Here is a 16,071-nt window from a genome sequence, read left to right on the forward strand (position 1 = left end):
TTAAAGCAGGAGCTATCTTCTTGCTTGAGCCCGCGATGAAAATCCAGATTATGAATGATTCGGATAACCTCATTCGGATTCATCTCATCCACTACAAATGCGTTAGGCTAGCTACTAATGAACTTAACTTCGCAGGAGACCCTGACCACTCACCGTTATATGATGAGGAGCAGCTCGTCCGCTATGCTTCGGCTGCTGTCACAGAAACATTGGTTATTCAGCTGCATCAGGCGTTTAAGGAGCAAAGCATGCTGAGCCATATAAAAAAACAACAGCTCTTCTGCGAGCTGCTGCTGCACATGCATGTCCCTCTAAAAACAAACAAACAGACGGTTAACGAATCGGTGCAGCAAACGATCGCCTATATGGAAGAAAAGTTTGCGAAGGCCATTCAGATGAGCGACCTTCCGATAATGGCGGGAATGACACCCAGCTCTTATTGCCGCGCCTTCAAAAAAATGACAGGGCTGACACCCGGCCATTATTTAACGAGACTGCGCATGATGCGCGCAAAGGAGCTCATGAGCGAGCCAAGTGCCGCGCTGCGCGACGTCGCGACGTCAATCGGCTACCAGGATGAGCTGTATTTCAGCCGTGTATTCAAAAAGACGGAGGGAATTTCCCCCTCCGTCTATCTCAAGCGGCGCGACCGAAAAATCGCTGTCGTCAGCAGCTATTTTCTGCAGGATCATTTGCTCGCCCTCGGCATATTGCCAATTGCGGCACCTAGCTATCCGAAATATTTCACGACGCCTTCCGGTTTCCCGACCTATTTGCATGACCGGTTGTCCGGTACGATTCCGCTCAACGCGGAGCGGACCATTATGACGAGCGACGTCATGCGGTTATCTCCGGATATGATTCTCAAAACGGAGTTTCAAAAAAATCCGAATGACCAACTATGGAACGCCAACAAAAATACGATTTTTATTGATCCCTCCACAACCTGGGAGCATTATCTGCGAAGCATCGCGGTTCGCGTCCAGAAGGAGCGGGAAGCAGAGCGCATCATCCGGCAGATGACCTTGCTCGAGCAGGAAACAAGAAAAAAGCTCTCCCACGCCACCAAACACGGCAAATGGGTTATTATTCGGCTGCTTCCAAACAACTGTCGGTTGTACGGAATTAAAGATCACACGTTCACAGAGCTGTTCTATCGGCGGCTGCAGTTCAAAAATGATGAACGGATCACGCATTCGGTCTACATCGATCATGCGCTTGAGCAGCTGTTTGACCTGGACCCTGAGAACATCTTGATCATTTGGAGCGAAGAAACCGAAGTGAACGAGCTGGCGGGCAACGAGCGATGGCAGAATCTTCGAGCGGTCAAGGAAAATCGCGTCTACTATCCCGATTCGCGCGAATGGGACCCTTGGGGCCCCATTGGCCGCGAGTATATGATTCGTGCGATGACGCGTTATTTTGCAAAGACGGGTTTGACAAGCAGCGCTATGGATCAGCCAGACTGGCAAAGGAGTCGCTCGATGGTTTAGCTGTTCACGATTTTGTTGAATGAGGTTACGGTCAGAATATAATAGAACAAATAAATCATCACGTATAAGGCAGTGGAGAAAAGTACGGGTACCGTAAAGTTCACATCAACCAAATTGGAGAACAGCTTAGACATGGCGTTCACAACGACAATGCTGTGCGTAATGCCAAGCAGCAGCGGAAGTCCGAATATGAACAGGGACTGCTTTAATATGGATGCCCGAATTTCTTTCCTCGTCACCCCTATTTTACGCAGAATCGTATATCGCTCCTTATCTGAATGCGCTTCGGTAAGCTGCTTGAAATACAGGATGCTGCCGGTAGCGGCCAAAAAGACTAAACCCAAGAACACGGCGACGAACGTGCCGATTCCCGTGTCCTCCAAGCCCATTTTATACTCATGATAATAAGAAGTTAGACCTGCTTTCTCCGCTCTGTCCAGCCGCATCAGCTTCGTGGCTGTCTCAACTGTCGATGACTCTCCCTCCACCTTGTATGCCTTATAGAGGACCTCGGTACTCAACTGCTCAAGTTCATGGTAAAGCTCGTCGCTTATTACGATTACGAAGTCAGGGAACGTCCAGCTTAAAATCCGATCCTCCAGCAGGTCGCTGAATGACAGTTCCCAGCTTTGCGTTGGCAGCTCTAGCGTCAGCTTCTCCTTCTTGTAATCAGACAGGCTGTAGTCGGTGTACATCGTCTTAACGGCTACGGCTTCGCCTTTCGCTGGATTGACTGCACGTTCAAGGTGGAGCGCCTTGGCTATTACGCCATAAGTAGTCGTTGAAATGATTTTGACCGGCTTATCATCTTCTTCGGAATAACGCTCTGGAAGCACGGCTCCGCTTGATGTGCGGCCGCTTGATTTAATGACCGGAATGTCGATGGCTGCCGTTATCGCATGCTTGTTGTCAGCTGCTATGATCCGATTGACTTGCTCGTCGAACGCTTGCCCCTGCGATAGATGCATGTAACTGAACGGCGAGGTTTGCTCCGCATGCTTCGTGTTCGTGTAATATTGGCTGAATGCGATATCGGTTGCAAGCAGCGTGAACGCGCTGAGCAATGCAATAATGGTCAGCGTTCCAACGTTGCCGCGCATCCGGAACAGCAGCTGTGACGTTCCGACTACGCTCAGACCTCGGTAGTACCTAGCTTTATTCTTTTGCGCAAGACGCAGCAGAAATACGGTTAAGCAGCGAAACAGCAAATACGTGCCCAAAGTAATTCCGACGAAAGCCACTCCATAATTGCGCATCAAGTCGGACTCGGAATCAAAGGATAAGGAAATAAATACATACCCGGTTGCCAGCAGAATGGCAGCCAGCAGAGCCAGTAAAGGAGATGCCTTCGGAACAGACTCGGCTTGTTTGTCCGCTTGAAATAGATCAATGAGCTTGAAGCGGTAAATAAGCCTGTAGCCTTGAATCGACGTGATCAGAATAATGATGGCGAATACCAGAGTCGTATTCAAGATCGCGCTGCCCGACACGTGAAACCCGATCTCCGCCGTTGTTCCGAGCAGCTTGAGCAAGAGCATTCCGAACATTTTGGAGAGCAGCGTGCCTATCAGAATGCCCGCAGCAAGCACGATGGTGCTGATGATCAGATTTTCGTAGAAGAGCATTTTGCCGATCGAGCGTTTCCTTACGCCAAGCAAGGAGTAAAGTGCCACTTCCTTCTTCCGCTTCCGTGTGAAAAACGAGTTCGAGAACCAGATGAAGATGAAGACAAACAAGATAAGGACGAACGAAGCGGTCTTAAAGGTGACCTCTACGTTTTTGGATAACGCTATGCTTGCTTGAATGTCCGTGCTGTACTGCAGCGATACGAATGTATGATAAATAACGACGCTGAACATCATCGACACGAAATAGATGAGATAATTGCGAAAGTTGCCCTTCATGTTTTTGACTGCCGTACTAAATAACGTCACCCGCTCCACCTCCAAGCACCGAAAGAACATCTAGTATTTTCCGAAAAAAAGCTTTGCGCGGTGTTTGCCCTTTCACCAATTCGGTGAAAATAGTTCCATCCTTAATAAACAGCACGCGGCTGCAATAGCTCGCGGCGAACGCATCGTGCGTCACCATCAGCAGCGTAGCCCGATCCTGCTCGTTCAGTTCCTTTAAGCTTTCCAGCAGATCGGTCGCCGACTTGGAATCGAGCGCTCCGGTCGGCTCGTCGGCGAGAATCAGGCTGGGCTTTGCTATAATGGCGCGCGAAGCGGCCGTTCGCTGCTTCTGACCGCCCGAGAGCTGGTAGGGATATTTGGCAAGCAGCGGCTTTATTCCGAATTTGTCGGCGATTTCTTCAACGCGCAGCTCCAGCTCCGCAACAGGAACCTTGGCGAGTGCAAGCGGCAGTAAAATATTTTCCTTTACCGTCAACGTATCAAGCAAATTGTAATCCTGAAACAAGAAGCCCAGCTTGTCGCGGCGGAACTTCGATATTTGCTCCTCGTTCATCGTATGGAGATTGCTGCCATCGATATGGATGGAGCCAGCCGTCGGCTCGTCGATAGCCGCAATTAAATGCAGCAGCGTTGATTTGCCCGAGCCCGACGGCCCCATAATGCCTACAAACTCACCTTCAAGCACCGTCAGGTCAATCTCCTGCAGCGCGGTCGATACGCTTCCCTTTGAGCCGAATAACTTTTTCACTTGCCGTGCTTCAACGATCGTTCTCATCTATGTTTCCTCCGTACTTTCAAGTTTTGTAGCTTTCGCCTGCCTCTATTGTAGCTTAGCTATCCTGTGCTGTGGCTTACAACAATAGCGCCAACCTTACAATTTTGTTAGGATCGCGGAAATAGGTTTACGTCTTCGCCAAGCTTCCGTAGTATAAAGACGAAGCCGTTAACAGCTAACTATCGGAGGAGCTAAACATGAAAATATTGCTAGTGGAGGATGACCGTGTCATCGCTGAAATGCTCGGAGAATCACTGGCCAAGTGGGGCTTTGAAGCCGTGATCGCCGATGATTTCGACCATATCCTTCCGCTTTTTATAAAAGAGCAGCCCCACCTCGTGCTCATGGACATTAATCTGCCTTCCTTCGACGGCTTTCATTGGTGCCGCAAAATAAGAGAAGTGTCCAATGTGCCTATTCTGTTTCTATCCTCACGGGATACGCCGCTGGATATGATTATGGCCATGAATATGGGGGGCGACGATTTCATTCAGAAGCCCTTTTTCATGGATGTGCTGCTCGCCAAAATTAACGCCTTGCTGCGGCGCACCTATTCCTATGTTGAGGTCAGCGCCAGCAGTATCGAGCATGATGGCATCGTACTCAGCCTGAAGGACGGCGACGTGAGATCCGGCGAGCTGAAGGCTGAGCTTACCAAGACGGAATTTATTATTCTGCATATGCTCATGAAGCACAGAGGCGCAATCGTTACCCGCCAAAAAATAATGCGAAGCTTATGGGAGGATGAAAGCTTCGTAGACGACAATACGCTGACCGTCAACATTACGCGGCTGCGCAAAAAGCTTGCCGAGCTCGGCAAGGACAGCTTCATTACAACAAAGAAAGGACAAGGGTATATGGTCCAATGAGCTTCCCCAATTATTTGAAGGATAAACGTTACTTCATCATGCTATACGCGGCGCTTATGCTCTTTGTATCCCTCATTCTGGCCATAAGCATTCCTTCCCGATCCGCGCTGAGCAATGTGGTCTATGTCAATGCCGTCTGCTTCGTAATCGCTGCATTGTATATCGTCATCGGCTTCTATTATCGAAAGTTGTTTCTAAAGGAGCTCACCGCCGTCATCGAGCAGGGCGGCGATTCGATTGCCGCCGCTATGCCTTTACCGCAAAATGCAGAGCAAGCGCAGTATCTCCAGCTCATTGGCAAGCTCCAGCGCGAGCATGCGGAGCAAATGCAGCAGCTGGTGAACGAAAAACGCGATCATCAAGACTTCATTATGTCATGGATTCACGAAGTCAAGCTTCCTATCGCGGCGAGCAGGCTTCTCATCAGCAACAGCGGGGATAAAAGCGTTGACTATATGGTAGATAAGTTCGAGGACGAGCTTGGCAAAATCGATGGCTGCGTCGAGCAGGCGCTATATTATTCGCGTATCGACTCCTTCTCGCGGGATTACTTCATCACTGAGGTTCATCTTGCCCAAATGATGAAGGATTGCGTTAAAAAACATGCGAAGCTGTTTATAAACAAGCATATCCGCTTTGAGATGGAGCAGGCTGGCTTCGAGGTGCAGAGCGACGGCAAATGGCTGGCCTTTATCATCGACCAAGTGACGTCGAATAGCTTGAAATATACGAAGGAAGGCGGGAAGATTGCCGTTACTTTCGAGGAGGACAGCAAAGAGAAGCGAATGCTCATTGTAGATACCGGAATCGGAATCTCCACCGAGGACATCGGACGCGTATTCGAGAAAGGTTTTACCGGGGCCAATGGCAGAGCTCAGACCAAATCGACCGGAATGGGACTTTACTTAGCGAAGCAATTGGCGCTTAAGCTCGGTCACGACTTATCCGTGCAATCGGAGGAGGAGCGTTTCACGCGATTGATCATTCATTTCCCGAAAATAAGAAATTATGGCGAATGGTACAGTTCCAAAGGATAGGCGGAGAAGTTTGTTTGCTTTTTCCGCCTCGATATCCCTATAATTGTTATTGACAAATATTTATTTTTGTGATATAATAAAATATTTTGGTATTTACCATTTTTCGTTTTGTTGTTAAACTATGACCTGAGAACCGTTTTTATGCTTTCACGATAGCTTTAAAATGACGGAGGGTTAACATGAACATTGCAAACGGAGTGAATATGCTGCCGATATCAGCAGTTATGATGGGGAGAATGGAGACCATTTATCCGACTTTACTGTGGGACGGAAATACGGTCATTCTAGTCGATACCGGTTATCCGGGACAGCTCTCTTTAATTAAAGAGCAAATAGAGCGGGCTGGCGTTCCGTTCAACAAGCTTAGCCATATCATCGTTACGCATCAAGATCTCGATCATATCGGAGGCTTGTCGGCGATCGTGAATGAGCTGCCTACACCTGCCGAGGTGCTCGCGTCAGCGATCGAGGCTCCTTATATTCAAGGAGCAAAGCGGCTTCTCAAGCTGACCTCGGAGGCCGTTCGGCAGGCCATTAACTCGCTGCCGAAGGAAGTTCCCGAAGAGTGGCGTGCCGCATTCCGCAGGACGCTCGAAAACCCACCGAGAGGCTGCGTAGATACGCTGATCGAAGACGGCCAAGAGCTGCCTTATTGCGGCGGCATTGTCATCATCGAGACTCCTGGCCATACGCCAGGCCATCTATGCTTGTATCATAAAGCCAGCAAAACTTTAATTGCTGCGGATGCGCTGCTCGTCCAGAATGATGAGCTGCTCGGGCCAGACCCGCAGCTATGCACGGATTATGGTCTCGCCAAGCAATCGATTCGAAAGTTAACAGCCTACGATATCGAAACCGTTATCTGCTACCACGGCGGTTTGTATGGCAGCCATGTCAATGAGCGGCTTCAGGAGCTCGCTGCTGAATAAGCAGCTGCTGCTGCAATTAGAAGCATGAATCCAGGATGATAGTGCTTATGCATTACGCCTGCATATTTCTTGAACAAGGGAGGCAACCAAGCAATTGCAGCGCAGTAGAATGAAGTTGAATAGCTGACGTATACATTCGTTCAACTAAATAAGAGCTGCACGATCCGTCATGAAAGGCGTCTAGGCAGCTCTTGTCTGGTTTGCATTTAACGATCCAGTTCCATTAAATTGTACGCTTCGTGGTAAAACCCGAGCTGTTTCAGCGCCAGCTTGCAGTGCGTAAGCAGCCTCCTGTCAGCCGGTATCCGATTCAAATGCTGCGCGTCGCGAATGATCGCAAGCTTCGTTTCCGGCTCGTCTTCGCGAAGCATAGCAATAAGCGCTCTGCCATCCTCCCAGTTGATCGAAAGCGGCTTCGTAGCCCTTTTTGCTGCTGCCGCAGACAGCGGAACGATACCAATCGTATCCTCTGTTTCCATGCATATCGCCTTGCTTCTTTCTTCGCGCAGCGTTTGTGCATGATGCGATAAATCCGTTATTCCTTGCAGCCCGAACATCTCGCGAAGTCGCACCATCGCTGGCGCTGACGCTCTTTTCTCGTCCGCAAGCTGCTGCTTATTCGCCAGGTAGGCTTCCAGCATTGCAGGATTATTGTTCAGCAAAAACCGATCCGTAATAATCATACGCAAAAAGTCATTTATATTTCTAGCGACCAACCAGATGCCGGATTCCGAATCCATCGGCGATACTACCGCAATAAAAGCTTGCTCCAGATCCGCAGCCGTGCCGAAATCGGTGACAAAGCAATAATGAATGCCATCCCCGCCCGAGCTGGCAAATGGAATAAAGTCAGGCGGGGTAGAGGGATAACGAAAATCATGTTTCTGCATAATGAGTCCTAGCTCTAAATCCATTGCGCCGCCGAGCTCAGCCTCTAGCTCATACAATCGACTAACCGTGGGAGGAACGTCGTAGCTTCCGTACTGTTGATGGATGCGAGGTTGCTCATGAGCCTCTTCCTCCAAGTCGATATGTCCGAACGATACTCGGGAGGATAGTTTGCTTGTATCCATGCTCGCGTATGCTTCTAATAGATTCGGCACATGCAAGCGTGTCAGCCTCATTCCGGAGACAATCTGATATAGTGTGGCGAGCTCTTTTTCCTCCCATCCCAGCAAGCTCTCCGCCGTAAGTTCACCCTTTCTGCCGAATATCCGCTCCATGCTTGCGTCAAACTCACGCTTATCTATGCTCGTATGCGACATTTCCTCCATGATGAAAGCAACCATAGCCGACTTTTCCATGCTGCACTCTCCCCGTTCATTTGATCTTCAGGATCTGGAAAACGAATCCTAATTATACCAAATGAACGGAGCAGCTGACTATATAAGTTGAACGATTCAAGACCATTTCGCTGCAACCCCGATCGGAAGAATGACTTTGGTCACGCAGCGCTAACGGCATACTCATGTTTAGTTCATCTTATATGGCTCTGGATACTAGACTAGCTTTGGATACGATACCAGCTTTGAATCGGCTTTACGAGAGACACATGACTCGCTCTTTCGCTGCCATTCAGCCGCAGCGATATGCCATGATCCAGCAAATCCAATTCAAACAATTGCTCAATATGAAAAATCCCTTTGGGCATGCTGCCTTCGTACATCTCCTTTGCTGCCGCAGCGGCAACCGCAGCCGTTACATCTGCTTCCCTCTCTCCTTGAATGCCGTACTCTGCCACCGTATCTGCCCCTGCCAGCTTGCCGTAGCCGGCAATTTTCACAGCGTATCCCTCTGATCCGAATTTAAGCTTACCGAACGCTTGAATGGCCAGCTTTCTTAGGCCACCCCTTCGTAAAAACCGAATGAAGCCCGCTTTCCTAAGCACAGACACCGCAGTCGTTGCCATACGGGAATCAAAGCATAGTCTAGTCGAAATACTCGGCACGTCCAGCGTTGACGGGAGGGTCTGCTGATCGGAGAAAGGAAAACGAAAGGCGGTTCTTATTCCCCATTTCCTTCCAAAATCAGTCTTCCGACCTTCGGAGAAGCTGCTTACCTTCCGGAAAAGACGGTTTTCGGTAATCTCGAATTCTCGATTGAGGCTGTCCACCGTCCATTCGATCGCTGCCTTTCCGTGTGCATCTCCCAGACCGAGCATAATGCCTATCTCGATCCGGTCTATATGGTCCATCGCTTGAACGGCCTTCAATGCCAGAAGATTAGTTAGTCCCGGAGCAAGCCCTACGCTCAATAGCGCAGTACCGTTCACGTGCCTATCTCTCCGTTTCAATTGCTCCATCACTTCAAAAAAGCGGCCGTTTGCCGATACATCGACATAATCGGTTCCAGCTTTCAAGCATGACTCCGCAAAATCCGCGGCAGTCTGGTCCAAACACATAATAACGAGCTTAACGCTGTCCAAAAGCTGCCTGGAAATAGGTTTTCCAACATCAAGGCGCAGTGGCATAATACCGCCTCCAGCGTCTCTGCAAAACTGCTCGGCACGCTCTAGACTTCTTCCTGCAGCATAGACACGTCCAGGATATGAGGCTGCCAACAGCCTGCAAATTTGCCCGCCAACATGTCCATATCCGCCTACGACAAGGATGTCTGTTTTCATAGCAGCTTCCTGCTTTTCTTTATGGCAAACATGCCGTCAATCAAATACGTGCCGAAAAAACGGGTCACTTGCTCAAACCCGGCTTCCGCAAGCAACCCTTCAAGCTCGCTTGCAGGAATGGGATCGGATTCGGCGCCGAGCGAGCTCGCAAAACGTTCCCATTCAGGCAATGATATCCCGTTGTCCAGCATATGGCTTTTCCAAGCCAATAGTTGAACAGTGAAGGCTTCCGTCCCGAGCTTTCCATTGATAGCCGCAATAAATAACGGAGCACCTTCGTCAAGCCGATCGGCAATGCTTTGCAGGAGCTTTAGCTTCTGCTCGGCACCTTGAACAAAGTGCAAGACGAGCAAACAAGTTGCAGCCGAATAACGTATATGTGCATCCAGCTTATCGATCTCCCCTTGAACGAGAGTCACCCGGCCCTTTAGTCCTGCCAGCTCCGTACGTTGACGCGCAGCAAGCACCATTGGGGCAGAAGGATCCACGCCAGTGAAGCTCCAGCTGCTGTGCCGTCCGCCAAGCGTCGCCAGCTCCTGGCCGCCGCCTGCGCCTACAACAAGAATATGCGCCGGCTCTTGCATGCCTGCCAGCTGGGCGGTCAACAGGCGATCCATCATATCGTACAGCAGATAATAGCCCGGTATTTTCAAAGCGATCGTACGCTCGTAATTGCCCGCTTGGGGGTTGTTCCAGTCCATGGACGCGTTTGTTTGATTCAAAGCCGCTCACTCCTATTTGCGTTCGTCTGTTCATCCTCCCCTTCTGTTTGGTAAAATGATGGGGAATTACTATTCATTATTGATGAGGATACAAGCGACCGCTATCCCACAAATGTGGGATTTTAGATAGGAGCCGAAGGCATGATGGATCGTTTGGAAGCTTTTAAACGAAAATTAGATACGTTGGGGCCGGCCTCTCAGTCAGCAAGGCACTGCCGGGAAGCAGCTCTCGCGTTGATCCGCAATGCGGTTCCATTTGCCGCGGCTTGCTGCACCTCCACTGATCCGATCACGCTGCTCTCGACCGGTTCATCCACCGATGACGCCATCGAGGCCATTCATCACCGGCTGTTCGATTATGAATACAGTCATGGGCATGAGGATTTCAACAGCTACGAGCATTTGATTCATGCTCCGCTTCCAGCCGCCAGCTTATACGCTGCGGCAGAAGGACAGCCGACTCGCAGCGGGCGATACCGCGAGGTGCTTGAACCGGCTGGATTCGGAGATGAGCTTCGTGCTGTGTTGATACACGAGGGGGCCTGCTGGGGGTATTTAACAATGTTCCGTCGCACGGATGAACCATTCTTTCGCGAGGAGGAGTGTTTGTTCATCGCCTCGATTGCACCCAGTCTAGCCAAATCGATAAAAACCGCCGCACTGAGGCCAGCTGCGTCTGATAGGGTGGCGAGAAGGCAGGAAGCAGGCCTCGTTATCCTGAGTGATCGGCTTGAACCGAGCAGCTTCAATGCTGCCGCTATCTATTGGCTGGACGAGCTGAGGAAGATGGAAGGGCTTGGTCCGTGTACGCTGCCAAGACCACTGAGGGCTGTTGGCTCGCGCGCCTTGGGACAGCCAGGCGAGAGCAGCAGCGCGGCGAAGGTTTGCATCCTTATGCCGGATGGTTCGTACCTGGCAATTAAAGCGTCCAAGCTTGCGAGCTCAGCCAGCCTGATCCAGATTGGGATTACGATCGAGCAGGCCAAGCCAGCCGATGTACTCCCGCTGATCGCGCAGGCGTATGGCTTATCTGTACGCGAGAATGAAGTGATTGAACGGATGATTAAAGGCTTCTCCACGAAGGAAATGGCATTTTCCCTTCATATATCCGCGTATACCGTCCAAGACCATCTCAAATCCATTTTCGCTAAAATCGGCGTGAACAGCAGACGGGAGCTGTTATGGGAATTGGTCGCCAGGCACAGCTGATTCGATGCTATCGAAATTGCATGAGTCGAGTCATAAGGCGCTAGCGCATTGGAAGCTGCTGCGATTCAGGCAAATGCTCACCATCAAGCTATTGCCGCAAAAAAAGAGGCTGACGCATATGCGCCAGCCTCTTCTCATTCCACTTATTCGCCCTGCTCGATTGCACTCGGCTCCATAAACGCAAGCTCCCACAAGTGATTATCAAGATCCTGGAAGCTCCAGCTGTACATAAAGCCGTGGTCAACAGGGTCACGGTAAGGCTTAGCGTCCGCTGCCAAAGCCCGCTTAACGATCTCGTCCACTTCCGCTCTGCTTTCTGCAGATAGGGCGACAATGACCTCGGTCGTTTTTTCGGCATCGGCAATCTCTTTGTCAATAAAGGATTTGAAGAAATCTTCAACGAGCAGCATCGCGTATATATTGTCGCCAATAATCATACAGGTTGCATTCTCATCGGTAAATTGCGGGTTGAATTCAAAACCGATCTTCGTGAAAAATTCCACTGATTTATTCAAATCTTTAACCGGTAAATTGACATATATGTTGCTGGACTTAAAAGCCATTACCCATCACCTCATCTTTAGAATAGTTAGCTTTGGTTTGATTCAGAGCGAATCGATTTGATTATATCGTTATTCTAGCATTTTTCACAGCCTATGATTTCTTACAGATTGCTATTTTTTGAGATTTATTTCCACAGCAAAAAAAAAAGGAAATCCCGCGCCTCGCTACTGCTGCCTCTCAAAAAACGCGGGCCGCTTGCTTTCATAGAAACGTTCCATCTTGTCGATCTCACTCGATATGTCCATCAGCCATGCTTCATCCCCGGTCATATTCGCCATATAGCCGAAGTTGTATTGCTCGGCAAGGCGCTGCGCATATTTGGCATTCAGCTTCAAACAGGAGTTCATTTCCGACTGCTCCTGCTCATTAAGGCCCCGGCTTTGCTGGAGCAGCCACAGCTCAGCAAGCCGCCAGTGAATATTCATCATCGCGATCATTCCTATCCGTCGAAATGTTCTTCTTTTCCATTCTCTCCTTTTTTTCAGAAATTTAGCCCTCCGGCTCATTGTTTCATTACGCTTGCTTTTGTTTTATTACTTAGTAACGCATATAAAGGGGAGTGAAGGTTATGACGCAGAAAAAATTTTACTACGTATCCATCTCGGGAAAGCGGATCGAGCCCGAGCCTTCCATTAACGATCAGCTGACGGTAGTAGGCACTTCCGAACAGATCAACGAGCTCCAGCAGCAGCTGGACCAAATCCAGCGTGACGATGAATTGACGCAATTCCGAGCACCGATTCCTTATAAATCCGCGGATCACGATCAAGCGACCGATAAATTCAATGAAGATCTGATCAAGGTCTATCACACCGTATATGAGCTAGGAACAGACGAGACTAGAGCCCATATCCGCCAAATGAACATTCTGTCCAAGCTGCAGGATACCGATTACAACTATCCAGGCTATGAACGATGATACAAAGCAAACAAAAGCTGCTTCACAAAGGTCGTCATGACCTCATGGAGCAGCTTTTGTTATGCCTATCTTAGGTTGAAGGGGTAGACCTGTCGCCTATAAGGCTGTATAGCAGGCTTCACGGAAAGACGCCTCTCCTGTTCCGATAAAGCCCGGTGCGCCTCCTAGCCCATCTATCGCATCAGCAAACCATATATGCTCGTCTACGCGGATGGTGAGACTGCCGCCGGCTGCCGTGCTGGATATCGTATGCCAGCCTGTCCAATCAAAGGCATCGGCGGCTAGCGATGCAGTCAAAATGACGTTCGCCGCACCGTCCACGCGCTGTGTGACCGTAATCGATTCAGCAGCCCGGCTCAAGATGACCTCTACCCAGTTGCGTTCATCGGAGTACGAAGCAAGCATGCCGAATGAAGCCCCCCGCTTAATCAGAATATCCGTTTCGAAGCGGAAGTTTTTGCCTGCCTCAGCGGTACCGAATGGCTGCATTTTCCATGAGGTGCGGCTATTCTGATGGCTGCGGCAGTGCAGCTCTCCGCTGCTCACGCGGCAAATGCCATCACCGTCCACACGCTCAAGGAGCTCTGCAAACGAGCTTCCGTTATCAACCGTCAAGGCAGCATGCCGCGTGACCTCGAAGCCAGCGAAAGCTGCCGATGTGTAACGCGTATGCATGCCTACGCTGCCGATGACGATCGGGAAGTTTGCCTGAATGACCGCAACGCCGTCGAGCTTGATCACGTAGTGCCTCCCCGTTTTTTCCACGCGCAGCAAATGAAAGGCTGCATAGTGAAAAGTGTCCGGCAGCGCATGCTCGATCGCTTCATGCTGAACGCCTTTGTAGACAGCCTGTGCCCGCAATACCCTCCGGCCAACATCAAACAATACTGATACATAGCTGCTCTCGTCCAAATATGCTGCATAAATTCCGTACAAGCCGCCTGTATGGTCGTTATGCCACTTCATGCTTGCCTCAAGCACATATTGCGTATATCGTTCACGGGTTACAGCTCCGGCAACAACGGCTCGGTTCGCTTGAAGGGCCTCCCTGCTTGCTTGCGACCAATCGCCTGCAATCGTCAGCCACTGTCCGCCTAAACCTTCGCCGCTGCCATCGAACAAATCACGCAAAGCTGGCCGTGCAGGTGCCGGCTGCACCGCGTATGAAGGTCCAGCGATATAGAGCTGCTCTCCGCTCCAATGCAGCGGATCGGCACGCATCGTGCGCTGCTCACGGTTCATGTCCAGCACATCGTCTGCATTGCGTCCATGATAAAATACCCATTGATCGACGTTGTTCGGTCCGCGGATTACGGAGTTATGTCCGACTCCCTCTACGCCCTCATTTTTGCGAAGCAGCGGCTTATATTGATCGTCAGAAGGATATTTGAGCCAATCCAGTTCAAGTAGCGTCTGACCCTTTCTGGCATCCGCCACCGAGTAGCCTAAGAAATAGTTCGGCCGAACATAGGCATTTCCGCTGTACATCATATAGTGCTTCAAGCCGCGCTTCAAGTAGAAGGCACCCTCGATCGTATGCCAATCACGGCCGTCGCCGAAACGGTTTTCCTCATAAATCTCCTCGTCAATCGTAGGCACAACGACAATTCGCGGCTCTCCGGCCGGCGTTACCATATCGAGGAGCCGATCAACCAGAATGACTGTTCCTGCGCGGTCACGATCTACGCCGGAGTATTCGTTGTTGGAATAAAACATATAATAATCGCCATGCTCATCCTTTACGACATGCGCATCCAGCGAGAACGTATCATAAAAAGTCCGTACATACTCATATGGCCCCTCTGGCGTATCGGATACGGCTACCATCAGGCGTTCCTCGTGCACATCCTCTATATGCTCGGGCATGGAGGAAACGTACAAATAGAACCGGCCGTTCTCGTAAACAGCAGCAGGCGCCCAATAGTTTTTGCGTCCTGCCATTTGAAAGCCAATTCCAAGATGCTCCCAGCTCAGCAGATCATCCGAGCGGAGTACGACTACTCCCGCTTCACTTGTCGCATAGGTGTAATAGCAGCCATTATGCTTCAGCACATACGGATCGGGATGCACGAGCGTTAACGGCTCTGTCTGGCCTGCTCCTGCTTTAATAGGAAGCGGATTGCGATACGAATCGGCGCTATTCAGAGGCATTCCTTCTGCTTGCGTTCTTTTGTCCATATAGGATCATCCTCCATTTTTTCTGATTTAGCTTTTTACCGCCCCGGCAGTCAATCCGGATTTCATCGCATTCTGGCCGAACATGTAGACGATGACGGAAGGAATGGTCATAAGAATAAGCGCTGCATACAGCTGGGCGACCATTTCCGGTGTTTGATTCGTTGTTCCCGTAAAAAACTGCGTAGCCAGCGTTACCGTATACATCTCCTCGTCGCGAATGAGCAGCAGCGGGATAATGTAATCGTTCCACGAGTAAATAAAGGTCAGAACCGCAATGTTGATAATGGCCGGCACGCCCAGCGGAATCATAATCGTTCTGTACATGCGCAGCGACGAGGCTCCGTCAATCATGCCCGCCTCCAAGATCGCGTTCGGAATGGAATCGAAATAGTTTTTGAGAATAAGCAGCATGAATGGGGCATTGAAGGCTACCAGCGGCAATATAACACCGGTATAGCTGTTCATGATGCCGAGCGTCTTCGCCGTGAAGAACAGCGGGGACATTACCGCAGTTGCCGGTATTGCCAAGCAGGCCACGAGCGAATAGAACAGGACATCTTTAAGCTTGAACTGCATTTTGGAGAAGGCGTAGGCAGCAAGCGTAGCGAGCAGCCCGACAACGATCGTCGTACACACGGCGATGAAGAAGCTGTTGAATACGACAAGGAAATAGTTGACCTTCGGATGCTGAATGACCGCCAAATAATTGCCGAAGCCATTAATGCCAAGCGATTTAATAACCGATTGCACAAGCGGGTACAGCCAAATGAGCGCAAATACGGCCAAGACCGCCTGAATTGACCACTTATCTATTTTTCGCAAATTAATAAACAAAGGACT

At 50.1% G+C, this 16,071-nt stretch carries 15 protein-coding genes; 6 read left to right on the plus strand and 9 right to left on the minus strand.

What is annotated here, in order from left to right; translation table 11 throughout:
- Positions 1–20: 20 nt before the first annotated feature.
- A complete protein-coding gene (locus AB4Z29_RS17305; protein WP_441944271.1) occupies positions 21–1,493 on the plus strand; it encodes a helix-turn-helix domain-containing protein in 1,473 nt (490 codons plus the stop codon).
- Here AB4Z29_RS17305 and AB4Z29_RS17310 read toward each other — a convergent pair.
- Positions 1,490–3,427 (minus strand): FtsX-like permease family protein, encoded by a 1,938-nt coding sequence (locus AB4Z29_RS17310; RefSeq protein ID WP_441944272.1) that lies wholly within the window; start codon positions 3,425–3,427, stop codon positions 1,490–1,492. The genes AB4Z29_RS17305 and AB4Z29_RS17310 overlap by 4 nt on opposite strands.
- A complete protein-coding gene (locus tag AB4Z29_RS17315; protein ID WP_441944273.1) occupies positions 3,414–4,181 on the minus strand; it encodes an ABC transporter ATP-binding protein in 768 nt (255 codons plus the stop codon). Before AB4Z29_RS17315 ends, AB4Z29_RS17310 begins: the two co-directional genes overlap by 14 nt.
- A gap of 197 nt (positions 4,182–4,378) precedes the next feature.
- Between AB4Z29_RS17315 and AB4Z29_RS17320 the strand changes: the two genes are divergently transcribed.
- From AB4Z29_RS17320 to AB4Z29_RS17330, 3 genes are all read left to right on the plus strand, one after another.
- Positions 4,379–5,050, plus strand: coding sequence for a response regulator transcription factor (locus AB4Z29_RS17320; RefSeq protein ID WP_441944274.1), 672 nt, complete (start codon positions 4,379–4,381; stop codon positions 5,048–5,050).
- Positions 5,047–6,087, plus strand: a complete 1,041-nt coding sequence (locus AB4Z29_RS17325; RefSeq protein WP_441944275.1) for a sensor histidine kinase — start codon at positions 5,047–5,049, stop codon at positions 6,085–6,087. The genes AB4Z29_RS17320 and AB4Z29_RS17325 overlap by 4 nt, the downstream gene beginning before the upstream one ends.
- 179 nt (positions 6,088–6,266) lie before the next feature.
- A complete protein-coding gene (locus AB4Z29_RS17330) occupies positions 6,267–7,016 on the plus strand; it encodes an MBL fold metallo-hydrolase (protein WP_441944276.1) in 750 nt (249 codons plus the stop codon).
- Between the two features lie 206 nt (positions 7,017–7,222).
- Here the strand turns inward: AB4Z29_RS17330 and AB4Z29_RS17335 are convergent, their stop codons facing one another.
- The 3 genes from AB4Z29_RS17335 to AB4Z29_RS17345 form a co-directional block, all read right to left on the minus strand.
- A complete protein-coding gene (locus AB4Z29_RS17335; RefSeq protein WP_441944277.1) occupies positions 7,223–8,320 on the minus strand; it encodes a hypothetical protein in 1,098 nt (365 codons plus the stop codon).
- A 200-nt stretch (positions 8,321–8,520) separates the two neighbouring features.
- Positions 8,521–9,639, minus strand: a complete 1,119-nt coding sequence (locus AB4Z29_RS17340) for a saccharopine dehydrogenase family protein (protein ID WP_441944278.1) — start codon at positions 9,637–9,639, stop codon at positions 8,521–8,523.
- Positions 9,636–10,361 carry a class I SAM-dependent methyltransferase gene (locus AB4Z29_RS17345; protein ID WP_441944279.1) on the minus strand — a complete coding sequence of 242 codons (726 nt, stop codon included), beginning with the start codon at positions 10,359–10,361 and terminating at the stop codon, positions 9,636–9,638. Before AB4Z29_RS17345 ends, AB4Z29_RS17340 begins: the two co-directional genes overlap by 4 nt.
- 141 nt (positions 10,362–10,502) lie before the next feature.
- On the opposite strand from AB4Z29_RS17345, the gene AB4Z29_RS17350 reads away from it, so the two are divergent.
- Positions 10,503–11,570 carry a helix-turn-helix transcriptional regulator gene (locus AB4Z29_RS17350; protein WP_441944280.1) on the plus strand — a complete coding sequence of 356 codons (1,068 nt, stop codon included), beginning with the start codon at positions 10,503–10,505 and terminating at the stop codon, positions 11,568–11,570.
- Positions 11,571–11,713: 143 nt separating this feature from the next.
- Here the strand turns inward: AB4Z29_RS17350 and AB4Z29_RS17355 are convergent, their stop codons facing one another.
- Positions 11,714–12,133, minus strand: coding sequence for a VOC family protein (locus AB4Z29_RS17355; RefSeq protein ID WP_441944281.1), 420 nt, complete (start codon positions 12,131–12,133; stop codon positions 11,714–11,716).
- Between the two features lie 165 nt (positions 12,134–12,298).
- On the minus strand, positions 12,299–12,562 hold the full coding sequence (locus AB4Z29_RS17360; protein ID WP_441944282.1) for a DUF7667 family protein: 264 nt from the start codon (positions 12,560–12,562) through the stop codon (positions 12,299–12,301).
- 140 nt (positions 12,563–12,702) lie between these two features.
- Here AB4Z29_RS17360 and AB4Z29_RS17365 point away from each other — a divergent pair, with 140 nt between their 5' ends.
- Positions 12,703–13,053 (plus strand): hypothetical protein, encoded by a 351-nt coding sequence (locus AB4Z29_RS17365; protein WP_441944283.1) that lies wholly within the window; start codon positions 12,703–12,705, stop codon positions 13,051–13,053.
- A 96-nt stretch (positions 13,054–13,149) separates the two neighbouring features.
- Here AB4Z29_RS17365 and AB4Z29_RS17370 read toward each other — a convergent pair whose 3' ends face one another.
- Both AB4Z29_RS17370 and AB4Z29_RS17375 read right to left on the minus strand, forming a co-directional pair.
- Positions 13,150–15,231 (minus strand): glycoside hydrolase family 43 protein, encoded by a 2,082-nt coding sequence (locus tag AB4Z29_RS17370; RefSeq protein ID WP_441944284.1) that lies wholly within the window; start codon positions 15,229–15,231, stop codon positions 13,150–13,152.
- A gap of 27 nt (positions 15,232–15,258) precedes the next feature.
- The gene (locus AB4Z29_RS17375; RefSeq protein ID WP_441944285.1) at positions 15,259–16,065 is read right to left on the minus strand and encodes a carbohydrate ABC transporter permease; all 807 of its coding nucleotides are present in this window, start codon (positions 16,063–16,065) and stop codon (positions 15,259–15,261) included.
- Between the last annotated feature and the right edge of the window lie 6 nt (positions 16,066–16,071).

It is taken from the genome of Paenibacillus sp. 2TAB23 (assembly GCF_052115165.1).
Classification (GTDB): domain Bacteria; phylum Bacillota; class Bacilli; order Paenibacillales; family Paenibacillaceae; genus Pristimantibacillus.

Coding starts and splice junctions, on each gene's coding strand:
- AB4Z29_RS17315 (WP_441944273.1), bottom strand. CDS start 4,181: ATGAGAACGATCGTTGAAGCACGGCAAGTGAAAAAGTTATTCGGCTCA.
- AB4Z29_RS17320 (WP_441944274.1), top strand. CDS start 4,379: ATGAAAATATTGCTAGTGGAGGATGACCGTGTCATCGCTGAAATGCTC.
- AB4Z29_RS17325 (WP_441944275.1), top strand. CDS start 5,047: ATGAGCTTCCCCAATTATTTGAAGGATAAACGTTACTTCATCATGCTA.
- AB4Z29_RS17330 (WP_441944276.1), top strand. CDS start 6,267: ATGAACATTGCAAACGGAGTGAATATGCTGCCGATATCAGCAGTTATG.
- AB4Z29_RS17335 (WP_441944277.1), bottom strand. CDS start 8,320: ATGGAAAAGTCGGCTATGGTTGCTTTCATCATGGAGGAAATGTCGCAT.
- AB4Z29_RS17340 (WP_441944278.1), bottom strand. CDS start 9,639: ATGAAAACAGACATCCTTGTCGTAGGCGGATATGGACATGTTGGCGGG.
- AB4Z29_RS17350 (WP_441944280.1), top strand. CDS start 10,503: ATGATGGATCGTTTGGAAGCTTTTAAACGAAAATTAGATACGTTGGGG.
- AB4Z29_RS17355 (WP_441944281.1), bottom strand. CDS start 12,133: ATGGCTTTTAAGTCCAGCAACATATATGTCAATTTACCGGTTAAAGAT.
- AB4Z29_RS17360 (WP_441944282.1), bottom strand. CDS start 12,562: ATGATGAATATTCACTGGCGGCTTGCTGAGCTGTGGCTGCTCCAGCAA.
- AB4Z29_RS17365 (WP_441944283.1), top strand. CDS start 12,703: ATGACGCAGAAAAAATTTTACTACGTATCCATCTCGGGAAAGCGGATC.
- AB4Z29_RS17370 (WP_441944284.1), bottom strand. CDS start 15,231: ATGGACAAAAGAACGCAAGCAGAAGGAATGCCTCTGAATAGCGCCGAT.